This window comes from Halorubrum tropicale, from assembly GCF_001280455.1.
GTDB classification, from domain to species: domain Archaea; phylum Halobacteriota; class Halobacteria; order Halobacteriales; family Haloferacaceae; genus Halorubrum; species Halorubrum tropicale.
The window spans coordinates 45,119-57,222 of sequence record NZ_LIST01000008.1 but is presented as its reverse complement, the minus strand read 5'-3'; the positions used below and the strand labels follow the sequence as shown (position 1 = coordinate 57,222).

8 protein-coding genes are annotated in these 12,104 nt (G+C 58.3%); all 8 read right to left on the bottom strand.

What is annotated here, in order from left to right:
* Positions 1-2: 2 nt before the first annotated feature.
* The gene (locus AMR74_RS15425) at positions 3-2,123 is read right to left on the bottom strand and encodes a dipeptide ABC transporter ATP-binding protein (protein ID WP_053772943.1); all 2,121 of its coding nucleotides are present in this window, start codon (positions 2,121-2,123) and stop codon (positions 3-5) included.
* Positions 2,120-2,965: an ABC transporter permease gene (locus AMR74_RS15420; protein WP_394324741.1), complete on the bottom strand. Its 846-nt coding sequence runs from the start codon at positions 2,963-2,965 to the stop codon at positions 2,120-2,122. The genes AMR74_RS15425 and AMR74_RS15420 overlap by 4 nt, the downstream gene beginning before the upstream one ends.
* A 74-nt stretch (positions 2,966-3,039) precedes the next feature.
* Positions 3,040-4,023, bottom strand: coding sequence for an ABC transporter permease (locus AMR74_RS15415; RefSeq protein ID WP_053772941.1), 984 nt, complete (start codon positions 4,021-4,023; stop codon positions 3,040-3,042).
* 22 nt (positions 4,024-4,045) lie between these two features.
* A complete protein-coding gene (locus AMR74_RS15410) occupies positions 4,046-5,962 on the bottom strand; it encodes an ABC transporter substrate-binding protein (RefSeq protein ID WP_139043024.1) in 1,917 nt (638 codons plus the stop codon).
* 204 nt (positions 5,963-6,166) lie between these two features.
* A complete protein-coding gene (locus AMR74_RS15405) occupies positions 6,167-6,847 on the bottom strand; it encodes a helix-turn-helix domain-containing protein (RefSeq protein ID WP_053772940.1) in 681 nt (226 codons plus the stop codon).
* A 244-nt stretch (positions 6,848-7,091) separates the two neighbouring features.
* Positions 7,092-8,168 carry an isocitrate/isopropylmalate dehydrogenase family protein gene (locus AMR74_RS15400; RefSeq protein ID WP_053772939.1) on the bottom strand — a complete coding sequence of 359 codons (1,077 nt, stop codon included), beginning with the start codon at positions 8,166-8,168 and terminating at the stop codon, positions 7,092-7,094.
* Positions 8,169-8,405: 237 nt separating this feature from the next.
* Positions 8,406-9,644, bottom strand: coding sequence for an MFS transporter (locus tag AMR74_RS15395; RefSeq protein WP_053772938.1), 1,239 nt, complete (start codon positions 9,642-9,644; stop codon positions 8,406-8,408).
* A 99-nt stretch (positions 9,645-9,743) separates the two neighbouring features.
* Complete coding sequence (locus AMR74_RS15390) at positions 9,744-11,900, bottom strand: acetate--CoA ligase family protein (RefSeq protein WP_053772937.1); 2,157 nt, start codon at positions 11,898-11,900, stop codon at positions 9,744-9,746.
* Between the last annotated feature and the right edge of the window lie 204 nt (positions 11,901-12,104).

Genomic DNA, 12,104 nt, shown 5'->3' with positions numbered 1-12,104 from the left:
GACTACGCCTCCTCACCTGATTTTTCGATTGCCTCCTCTTCGACTGACTGTATTTCCGGCCGCCCTTGGCGAGCATAAGACGCTAGCAGTTCATTCTCCACATCCTCCACTGGGAAGTGACAGGCAGCCTCGTGGTTGCTGTCTTTGAAAGTTGACCGGACAGGATCTGCCTCGCGACATTCCTGACTCGCCTTCGGGCACCGCGGCGCAAAGTTACAGCCCTCAGGGAGATTGACAGGGTTCGGCGGTTCACCCGGTAACAACACACGTTGACGATTTATGCTGGGATCGGTTTTTGGCGACGCAGCTAACAGCGACGCCGCGTAGGGGTGTTTTGAATCTTGGACAACCTCGCGGGTCTTCCCGATCTCGATCACCTCACCGAGGTACATCACTGCCAGCCGATTTGCGATCTGCGTGAGACTGGCGAGATCGTGTGAGATGTAGACAATGCCGATATCGCGTTCATCGGCCATCTCTCGCAGGATGTTGAGGATGTTAGCCTTTAGCGATACGTCGAGCATCGAGGCGGGCTCGTCGCAGATGAGCAGCTTCGGTTCCAATACGAGCGCCTGTGCGATCGCGACACGCTGGCGCTCCCCGCCCGAGAGCTGGGCCGGCTTCCTGTCGAGGTACTTCTCGGGTGGATTGAGGCCTACGTCGGAGACGGTTTCTCGAACCCGACGGTTGATCGTTTCTTTATCGTGCCCCTGAATCTTGAGGGGTTCTGAAACGGCGTCCTTGACGCGCTGCCGCGGGTTCAGCGAGTCGAACGGGTCTTGGAAGATGAACTGTACCTGTGAGCGGAATTTCTTGGTACTCTCCTCGAGCAGGTCATCAACCGGCGTCCCATCGACGTGGATGTCGCCGCCTGTTCGGGGTTGAAGCGCAGCGATAACCTCACCGAGGGTGGACTTGCCACATCCGGACTCGCCAGCGACCCCGAGAATCTCACCTTCACGAACCGTCAGATCGACGCCGTTGACAGCTTTAACGTAGTCGGGTTCAGTGCCGCTGAAGCTGTCGATGATCGACTGACTTTGTTTGAACCATTTTTCGAGGCCGTTGGTCTCGAGGATAACGTCACCAGTGTCACCAGACGTTTCGCGGTCTTCCGCAATATCGATGCCCCATGTCTCGGCATCGTCGGCTGCCTCGCGCATATCCCTTGCCTCGTCAGTGTGGTAACAGGCGGACAGCTGTCCCTCGTTTGCGGTCAGCGGTGGATGGCCGTCAGCGCATTCTTCCGTCGAGAATGGGCACCGATTGCGGAAGACACACTCGGTCGGCTCCTCAGTCAGTTCTGGAAGCGAACCTGGAATGGAGATGGCCTGCTTGTCGAACTCGTCCACCTCTGGGAAGGAGTTTTGTAGCCCCATCGTATAGGGATTCGTGGGATTCTGGAACACGTCGTACGTCGCGCCCTGCTCCATCACTTTCCCCCCGTAGAGGACTGACACCTCGTCACAGGTCTCGGCTACCACCCCGACATCGTGGGTGATGAGCAGCATCGAACTGTCGACTTCGTCCTGGATCTCCAGCAGTTTGTTGATGATTTTGTCTTGGACAATAACGTCAAGCCCTGTCGTCGGCTCGTCAGCGATGATGAGATCTGGATCGAGCGCTAACGCCATTGCGATCGTGACGCGTTGGCGCATTCCGCCGGAGAACTCGTGGGGGTAGTCGCTCGTCCGGGCTGGATCGAGGCCTACAATCTCGAACACCTCTGCGACGCGTTCGTCGGCTTTCGATTTGGAGTCATCTCGATGTTTCCGGATGGCTTGTCGGATTTGGGCGCCGACAGTCATGACAGGATCTAGTGAGTCCATCGCACTCTGTGGGATGTAGGCAATCTCCTCCCAGCGGACGTCCTGCCACTCCTTTTCGGAGAGATCGACGAGGTCTCGGCCTTTGAATTGAACATTGCCAGCTTCGATCTCCCCATTGTCATCCAACAAGCCGAGGATGGTCTTCGCGATCGTCGACTTCCCACAGCCAGATTCGCCCACAAGGCCGTAGTTGTCCTGTTCACCAATGGAGAAGGAAACGTCGTTTACGGCGTGGACGTCCTCCTCCGCAGTCCGGTACGTGATCTCGAGGTTGTTGACTTCGAGTAAACTCATTCTTGCTCCGTTTGCAGATCGGGGTTGACGAGCTCCTCAAACGCCCGTCCCACCAGGAAGACGGACGTGGTTACGGCGCCGATACCGAGTGCCGGCGGTAGAACCCACCACCACGCGGTGCGGATGGATCCCGAACGAAACACTTGCTCGAGCATCCGCCCCCATGAGGTGGTCGTCGGGTCACCGAAGCCGAGGAACGCAAGTGAGGCTCCCGCGACGATCGACCAACCGACCGCATACGCGGTGTAGAGGAAGCCAATACCCAACACGTTCGGTGCAACGTGCAGGAACATCGTTCGCATGTGACCAGCCCCTCTTGCACGGGCAGATTTGACGAACGTCCGCTCTTTGACGGTCATCACCTCTGACCGGATAACGCGAGCAGGCATCTTCCAGAGGAAGACGGCCAGCACGGCAGTTATGAGCCAGATGTTCGGGGTGACGAACGAAAGGATCACAAGCGCCATCGGTAGGAACGGGAGCGCGAACGTCAAGTCGGTTAGTCGCATCAGGAATTCGTCGACTCGACCACCGGAGTACCCGCTCGTGAGACCGACGAGGAACCCCAAGACGCCGGCACCGACACCACCGAATAAGCCCACGATGAGCGTGGGCCGCGCACCCACGAGGAACTGACTGAGGATGTCCTTTCCGTAGGAGGTCGTCCCGAGGAGTGCCTTACCACCGGGACTCTGTAGTCGCATGGTTGAACCACCCTGTCGGAGTGTATCCTCGATGGGATGGAACGGGGCGAGATACGGTCCAAACACACCGAGGAATCCGAACGCGACGAGGATGGTGAAACCGACCTTGGCACCGTTATCCTCCAGCACAAAGGCCATCGTTCGCTTTGCCCGATCGTACTCGGAACTGAGTCGATCCCTTGCGGTCTCAGTGTCGATATTGTATCCCGACATCAGACATCACCTGCTTCTACGGTAGGATCAAGTTTCGCGTATGCGACATCCGCGACAAGGTTCATCACAATTACTGCAAGCGCCATGATAAACACAGCCGCCTGGACGGTTGGGTAGTCCTGGTTGAGGATGGCTTGAACAAGCGCACGGCCGATACCTGGCCATGCGAAGACCACCTCAAGGGTAACAACACCCTGGAAGAGCATACCCGTTCGTAGCGCGAAGTAGGTCACTAGCGGCAGCAGCGAATTGCGGCCGGCGCGACCGAGTTGCTCCATCTCTGAGAGCCCCTTGGCGCGGTGGAGCATGAGGAACTCTGAGCCCATCCGCTCGACGACGGAGTTGCGGGCGAGCATCAGGAAGTCGCCGCTGTAATACAACACCGTCACGGTGAATGGAAGAGTGTAGTGCTTCAGGAAGTCCCAGGAGAGGTACGTATCCAGGTAGCCGGACGGGTTCGCGAGCGGACTACGCATTCCGAACGCAGGCAGCCAACCCAGCCCGTACGAGAAGATGATGAGGAGGAAGATCCCCGTCACGAAGTTCGGGACGGAGCGGAACACGGTGCTCACGACGATACTCGACTGTTCGAACCACGACCCACGGTTCCAACCGGCGTACATGCCGGCCAATGAACTGATGATCGCGGTCACGATGAGCGCGGGCAACAGCAGGACGAGGGTGTTCATCAACGCCGGGGTGATTATTTCGCTAACCGGTCGCTGTTGGGTGAGGGAGACCCCGAAGTTGAACGTGAACAAGTTCTGGATGTACTTAACATACTGGACATAGATCGGCTCGTCCAACCCGTACATCGCGCGTACCTCCGCGACTTGCTCGGGTGTGAGTGCCCCGGATGCGACGAGCCCACTGAACGGATCGGCGGGCAACATCCGCAATGTGGCGAAGATGATGCTGACAGCTATCAGTGTCAGCAACGCCGCAATTGCGGTACGTTTTACCAGAAAGCGTCGAAAGCTCATGAGTTCTGTGTGTGTACTATCGCTAGATGTCCTGTTCAAGTTCTGTGTGGGTCGCGTGGCCGTGCTCGACACGCTCTTCGAAGGCGCTCCAAGCGTCGCCCTCCGGCCAGACGAGGGTGTCGCCGTCGTAAGTGTATCCGGCCTCTTCAAGCAGCTGCTGGGCCTGTTCGACATCGTACTCATACGGCTCGGTCTCGCTGTGGAATGGAGTCAACAGCGGTGTGAGAAGATTCTGCCCTTGGATCGCCTCGCCGCGGCCAGCAAGAGTGTTCTCGACGAATCCCTCTTTGTCGAAGGCGTGGCTCAGCGCAACCCGGAACGTCTTGTCTCGGAACAGTGGGACGAGATGGCTCAGGTGGACGTCCGTAGGGACGTAGTTGCGGGCCGTCTGTACCTCGACGCCGCTGGCATTAGCCGCACGCTCGGCCTGCTGGCCCGAGACTGTCGTTCCGATAGCGTCGATATCACCTGACTGCATCGCCCCGATGAGTGTCGAGACGTTCCCGACGTTGGCGTGGACCATCTCGTCGATCCCGTCTCCGGGGGCGAAATAGTCGCCGAGGAGCTCCTCACGGATGTCGTCGTCCCACATCCAGTGGCTCTCGTGTTTCTCGAGCCTGAGTTCGGAGCCCTGTTCCCAGTTGACGAACGAGAACGGGCCGGTACCGACGGGATTGTCGGGGTTGTACTCACCGGGGCTGTCGACATCCTCCCAGCGGTGCTTCGGGACGATAGCGCTACGGGCCACCCGCTGTGTGAGAAATGCGGCGTCGGGCTCAGTGAGGTTGAATCGCACGCGCCCGCCACCGCTCTCGGACAGTACTTCCACGCTGTCGACGGTCCGGACGAATGCCCCCTGCTGTGGCGCGTCGTTCTCCTTGTACAGCTCGACGCTGAACTTTACGTCTTCGGGCCCAAACGGTTCGCCGTCGTGCCACTCAACGCCCTCACGGAGGTCCATCTCGATGGTCGTGTCGTCGACAACATCGGCGTTGGTTGCTAGCGCGGGGACGATCTCTAGTTCTGGTGAGGCGTCGAACAGTCCGTCGTATACGTTCTGGAGGCGTTTCTCTTCCAGACCACCAGTGGAGAACGGGAGATTCGTTCCCTGCATTCCCGTGGTCACACCTTTGACCCAGGTCGTCGAGTCGCCCTGCGGCTGAAGGTTCACCTGCGTCCAGACGAATGAGTCCCGGGTCGTCCCGTTCCCGGGCATCGGGACGTATCCCTCCCAGTCTGCGGTGTTGGCCACCGTGATGACCTCTGGGAAGTTGGCCGCGATGAGATAGGCGTCTTCGCTGAGCTTCCGCTGAATCTCTTGGCAGACCTCGGCGCGTCCCTCCGTATCGCCGATCATCTGAGCTTGCTCGTCGAGCAGCTCGGTAATCTCGTCGTTCTTGTAGTTGTAGTAGTTCCCACCTGTCTCCGGGTGCGCACGCATGAGGAACGGATTCGGGTCGAGTCCACGCTGGGGGTCTGGCCCGTGGAGATTCATTACAATCGGAACCGGGTGCCCGATATCGGCTCGCCAGAATTCACCGTAACGCGTGCTCGGCTGGACGTTGATCAGATTGACCGGCACACCGATATCGTTCAGCGACTGCTGAACCTGCAACGCGAACTCGCGCATCCATGAGGTTTCTGATTGCGCGAACTGAGTGTCGACCTCCGGTACTGCCTCGCCCTCGACAGCGGTGTACTCGAACTGAATCGCCTCGTCGTTGACGTCGACGCCTTTCGTCTCGACCGGCCACTCCTCCCAGAACCGGGTCTCGATCGAATTTCCGCTGCCACTACCGCTGCTGCCATCGCTACCACTACTGCCGTCGTTGCCGCCACAGCCGGCCAATCCGGCCATGCCAACCGCCCCCGTAATGGAGATGAATCGTCGCCGCGATGCCGTACCTGTCTCGATCTCGAAATGCTTGTCTTGCGACATTGCAACTTCTATGTTCACCCATATATGCCTATACCTACTTCCGATAATGATCTATCATGTTCATGCTTTATATGGGAGAGTTTTCAGAGGGTATTTTTGGCTAACCAGGCCGGTTGAGATTGTCGAGGATCCTATCATCCGATATTATTTATAAATTTTAGTACAAATTAATGTGTGTTGGCGAACAAAATGGATCGGGGCCGGTTATTGAAGCCGGTCGTCGACTTCGAGACCATTATCATCGGCCGAGAAGATCAGATTGAGCAGGTTCTTCTCTGCGAGACGGAGGCGCTCGCTGAACGTCGACTGGGCGATGTCTAGTTCCGTTGCGACCTCGTCAGCGGAACTCTTGCGTGGCGTGCCGAAGTATCCCATCTCGTGGGCTGTTCGGAGGGCGATCAGTTGATCTGGAGAGAGTTCGTTTCTGACGACGCGACCCAACTGTCCGCTGCCTAGTGGCGCACCAGTTGTCTGGACCTGATTGACGCTCAAGAGTTCGAACCGGCCGAACTGTGCCTGTATCCTATCGGCAAGCGCCCGAAAGTCCTCCCACTCGGCGACGGTGGCAACCCCATCAAAGCGGCCCTGGGACAGTACTAGACGGTTTGGAATCGCCTTCACCCGGAGAATTAGCCCCAGTAGAAACGGATAGGGTTCGTGTGCAATCACCGTGAGCCGGTGGACATGATGATCGGCTTGATCATCCGAAATCCGCTCGTGATGAAACAGCTCGACCTGAGAGAGCGGCTCCAGTACCGTTTCGGGGTCAAACGAGCTGTCTGATGTGATCAGCAGCGACTCGATCCAGTCGCCTTCGTCTGCATAGAAGACGTTCTCAAGCTCAATCCGTCGGACTTTCGGAAGGTGTGATTCGAGTGTCTCCATGACGCCTGAAGACACCGTCTGGAACTTAATACGGAGAATATCAGATCACCCAGAACCCATCGTTGTTCATTCAGTCTCCCCTCGACTCATAAGCGTTTGTTTTCATCTAAACGACCGGTATGGCGTTCCAGAGACGCCAAGACCGGATAACTAACGGCCGTTCTCTCGAATCGAACGGCGGAACCCTCAGCTGGTGCCGCCCTACTTGATGCGCTCGGATTGTGCGAACGAATCCAAGGACGGGTCACAGCCGGGAGCTGAGATCGCCGACGACGGTTTGGGTGTTGGCATCCCCACCGAGGTCAGGGGTTCGGGGAGCCGCGTCGTCTGCGAGCTGGTCAGTGACTACATCCCAGAGAGCGTCGGCGGCATCCGTCTCCCCTAGGTCCTCGAATAGCATCGACCACGATAACACGGTCGCTAGCGGGTTCGCGACGCCCTTACCGACAATATCTGGTGCGCTCCCGTGGACGGGCTCGAACATCGAGGGATACTCGTCTCCCGGATGGATATTCCCCGACGGCGCAAGCCCCATGCTTCCGGTGATCTGGGCACCGATGTCGGTCAAAATGTCGCCGAAGAGGTTCGAGGCAACGAGTACGTCGAACTCGTGTGGTCGACGGATAAGATCCATCGACGCGGCGTCAACTAACAGGCGCTCGACGGTCACCCCGGGATATTCTTCGCTGACCTCTGCTACGATATCATCCCAGAACACCATACTATAGGCCTGTGCGTTAGACTTGGTGATGCTAGTCAGATGTCTCTCTCGTTCGGCCGCAGCCTCGAACGCCGCTCGGATGATTCGCTCCGTCCCGCGACGAGTGAACAGCGCCGACTGGATCGCAGTCTCATGAGCCAATCCTCGGTGTTCTCGACCACCTAGGTCGGCATACTCTCCCTCCGTGTTCTCACGATAGACCACGAAGTCGATGTCACCGCTCTCGTAGCCACGGAGTGGGCTCTCAATCCCCTCAAAGAGGACGTTTGGACGCTTACAGACGTACTGATCGAAACCCTTGCGGATCGGTAACAGGAGTCCGTGTAGTGTAACGTGGTCGGGGACGTCCGGGTGGCCGACTGCTCCCAAGAAGATCGAGTCGGCGTCGGTAAGGCGGTCGAGTCCGTCGCCTGGCATCATCTCACCGTGGTTGAGGTAGTACTCCGTTCCCCAGTCGCGGCGGGTGGTTTCGAACTCGAAACCATGCTGATCGGCGACTGTCCGGACGAGAGGCATGACGGCCTTGACGACCTCCGTGCCGATACCGTCACCGGGGATCAGTTCAATGTCGTACGTCTTGGATGGTTTGTCTGAAGTCATGGGATTGAAGTTTGAGTTTCGTCGCAGGGACGGTAGTTGCTCGATGCTGTGCTCTTGATAACGTCTCATCGAGACTTTCGTCGATCCGTCTCCACGATAATCGCCGGTATTGTCGAATGTCGCTCGAATTCACGTGGATGTGTTGGTGATCGGTGACGGGAAGATATCGATGTGTTTGACGGTACGTTTCAAACAGAGTCGGCAGCCGACAGCCGAGGGCTCCGAATGGCCACGCCGTCATCGGTCAGTCACCCATAGGATGACCGTTACCCCGGTTGCAGCGCCAAAGGCGACCGTGAGAACGGTGAAAGCCACTCGGAAATTTGTAACATCTGAGAGGTAGCCGACTACGGCGGGGCCGACGGCGCCCGCGCCGACCAGTAGTGTCCGGACCACACCGAGCGTTCCTTTCGCGACATCTCCGGAAAGCACCTCCATCAGGTAAGCGCCACGTACCGGTCGATATCCGTGTGCCCCAAGACCAAGGATAACCATCGAGGCACCGAGGGCGATCGCTCCTACGTGTCCTGAGAGCACGACGAGGCCGATGAGGCCGACAGTTGCTGCCACGAGAGTTACCACCAGTATTGGGAGAACCCCGATGCGGTCGCTCGCCTCTCCGGTGGCCAGTTGGACCAGACTGACTGCGAAGAGAATGCTGAACAGCAAGTTTGCAGTCGTTGAACTGAGTTCCCCAGCGGCAGTGAGATATAGCGGGAGGAACGCTACTAATGCGTTGTACGTGAACGAGAACAGAATTGTTACGGCAACAAAGGCAGAGAACCGTGGTTGACTGAATAAGTCGAGATGCTCGCGGAACGCCGGAGTGCTGTCGGGTCCATCGGGAGTGATCGAACGGTCGGGCAAGTGACGTGGCACGCGGACAGCAAACGCCGCGGCGACCGCTATCGTGGCCAGCCCTCCGGCAAGAAACAGCGTCCGCCACGGGGCACCGAATACACTTGGAAGCGCCGTCGCCGCGACGATCGACGCAGGTGCTGCGACTCCGGCGAGGCTTCCGACCGTGTCGAACACGCCCAGTGATCGTCCGGTCTCCGACGGGTAGATACGCGAGAGGAGCTCTATCGCGACAGTCTTGTAGGTCCCGGATCCCGCCCCGACTAGTAGCATCGCGACTACTAACAGTGGGAACGGACCGTCGACCACGAGCATGAGCGCGCCGGAGCCAGTTATCACCCCACCGAACATAATGACGACCACTGACCCGTACCGGTCGGCGATAAGTCCCGAAGGTAACTGCATCGCGGCGTACACCAGCATAAGACCGGAGAACGCAGCTCCGAGGGCCGTTCTCGAGACACCGTAGATCACCTCGAACTTGCCAAACAGAGGTGGGAATGCATACCGTAGGAACTTCCCGAGGAACCACACCAGTGCTGTCAGTGCCAGCGCGTCGTAGCGACGGAGATCCGGAAGCGAAACCGGCCACCCGGCAGTGAGACCCTCTCCCCTCATCGATTTGGCAGTTGTTGGTCGGGACCGTTGGGTCCCACTCGCCGCCTTTCTCCCAGTGCGTTCGGACGTTGGAGCTCATCTGTGATCTCCATCGATGTATCACGGGTCGGTCCGGACGAGTGCATCAACAGCGACAGGACCCTCAGCCGTGACGACGACGGGATTGAGATCCAGTTCGGCAACGTCATCGGTACCCGCCGCCAAGTCGCCGACGTGTACGAGAAAGTCGATGAATGGTTCGATCCCTGGGGCGGGGCCTTCACGACGGTCTTGGAGGAGTGCCGCGAGAGCTGTGTCCTCAACGGCGGTCCGTGCGTCGGCCCGTGAAAACGGAGGTACGAGCGTGGCCGTTTCGTCAAGTGCTTCGACGAGAACTCCGCCGGGCCCGACCGAGACGAGCGACCCGAACACGTCGTCGGGAGCGATGCCCGCGATGGCTTCAACGCCGTCATCGACCATCGGTTGAACCAGTACACCCTCGATCTCTTCCACGTCGACAACAGTCGATGCGGCATCTATCACTTCCTCGTAAGCCTTGCGAGCCGCGTCTGTCGAACCGATGTCGAGCTGCACCGCACCAGCTTCCGTTCGGTGGGGAAGTGCCGGTGAGTCTATCTTCACAACGGCCGGGAAACCGACCTCCTCGGCCGCCGAAGCCGCCGCGTCCGCTGTGGTCACCAAGTGCGTCTCAACGGCGGGAATGTCGTAAGCATCGAGCAGCGATTCTGACTCCGTCCAGGTGAGCACCTGCCCGTCCTCTGGGAGGTCTGTAATTGGTCCTCGCGCGTCAGGGGCGAGTTTATCGCGCGAATATCGGTCTGCTAGGCGGTCACGAGCAGTGACGAAATCCGCCGTTGACATCACGGCGTCCATGCACCGACTTGGATCCTCGTAGACGGGAATTGATTCCCTTAGACGGGCGTAGGGCGGGGTTTCGGTTGGGTCATCGGGTTCTTTTCGTCCGGTCCACAGTACGTAAACCGGATCATCAGCCTCAGAAGCAATCTGTTCCAGATCCTCAGCGATAGTCTCTGCACGTTCGTCGACTCCTGGGAGACCGATGGCGAATACGTAAGCGTCGAAGGAATCGTCATCTAAGACTGCACTCGCTATCTCCGGGAGAGCGTGGGCACCGTACCCACGGATGTCCGCTGGATTGTTGAATCCCCCGTATGTTAGCAACTCTTCGATGTCCAAGAGCCTCCGCTCAGTCTCACCTTCGATTTCGGGAAGCGAAAGATCCCGCTCGGCGGCCATATCCGCCAGCAGGCTTGCTAGGCCGCCGCTAGTCGAAGCGACACAGACACTGTCGCCGTCCGGCTCAGCATAAGCGGTGTGTGCGCTCGCCCGCGCGAGCAAGTCTGGGATGTCTGGAACACGTTCAATGCCCGTCTGATCGAAGGCGGCTTTCCAAGCGTCGTCGTCACCGGTGAGCGATCCGGTGTGGGAGAGCGTCGCCGCCTCTGATAACTCCGAGGAGCCGATTTTTACCGTGAGGACCGGTGTGCCGGCCCGAACTGCCGCTTCTGCTACCCGTAAGAACCGCTCCGGCTCCTCCACACCCTCAATATAAGTGCAGACAACGTCGACATCGTCTTGTTCGGCAAGGTAAGCAACGTGATCGGCAGCCGTCAGATCGACTTCGTTTCCGGTCGAGACGATGTGGCTGAAGTGTACGTCATTATCGGCCGCCCGTTCGAAGAACGTTGTGAACGCCAGTGCACCTGACTGACTGACGAGACCGATACCGCCAGGTTGAGGATTCCGCGAGCACGTTGAGGTAAGTGTGGCTCCTTCGCTAGCCATCACACCGATACAGTTCGGTCCAACGACGCGAATGCCTGCCTCTTCGGCAGTCACAGCTAGCTCCGCCTCCAACTCGGCACCGGTTTCGTCGGCCTCAGAGAAGCCCGCAGTCAGCACCAGTGCGACGGGGACACCGCGCTCGCCAGCGGATGCTACGACGTCGACGGCGTACTCTCGGGGAACACTAACGACTGCCAGATCCACCGCATCGGGGATATCTGCTATGTCGTCGTAACACTGCCGTCCCCAAACCTCATCACGTCCTGGGTTGACGGGATAGAGTGTCCCCTCGAAGCCGTACGCCAGGAGATTCTCCACAAGGTTACCCGAGTAGAATGAGTCGGGGCTCGCTCCGACGACTGCAACCGATCCCGGATCGAACAATGGATCCAAGTCGGGACTCGATACAGACTCGTAGGTCAGTTCGTCTTTGTCGAGTTGATCGTCCATGTGCGTGCCGGTGCGTACTCCGGGAACCGATAATATCATACTCCCGAACCGGGGCAATGAGCTTCATCATTTATATCGGGGTAGATAAATTGGCGAAGAGATATCGTCGTGAACGAATATCCGTTTAGCCGTATTGTCAGTTATTCAATACTAAACAACAGTGTCAACCAACATGTGGTGGTTTGGTAAGATATCCGTAATACA

Bases quoted from the DNA above. Each gene is read 5' to 3' on its own strand.
- AMR74_RS15415 (WP_053772941.1), bottom strand. From the start codon at position 4,023: ATGAGCTTTCGACGCTTTCTGGTAAAACGTACCGCAATTGCGGCGTTG.
- AMR74_RS15420 (WP_394324741.1), bottom strand. From the start codon at position 2,965: ATGGCCTTTGTGCTGGAGGATAACGGTGCCAAGGTCGGTTTCACCATC.
- AMR74_RS15405 (WP_053772940.1), bottom strand. From the start codon at position 6,847: ATGGAGACACTCGAATCACACCTTCCGAAAGTCCGACGGATTGAGCTT.
- AMR74_RS15390 (WP_053772937.1), bottom strand. From the start codon at position 11,900: ATGGACGATCAACTCGACAAAGACGAACTGACCTACGAGTCTGTATCG.
- AMR74_RS15395 (WP_053772938.1), bottom strand. From the start codon at position 9,644: ATGAGGGGAGAGGGTCTCACTGCCGGGTGGCCGGTTTCGCTTCCGGAT.
- AMR74_RS15410 (WP_139043024.1), bottom strand. From the start codon at position 5,962: ATGTCGCAAGACAAGCATTTCGAGATCGAGACAGGTACGGCATCGCGG.
- AMR74_RS15425 (WP_053772943.1), bottom strand. From the start codon at position 2,123: ATGAGTTTACTCGAAGTCAACAACCTCGAGATCACGTACCGGACTGCG.
- AMR74_RS15400 (WP_053772939.1), bottom strand. From the start codon at position 8,168: ATGACTTCAGACAAACCATCCAAGACGTACGACATTGAACTGATCCCC.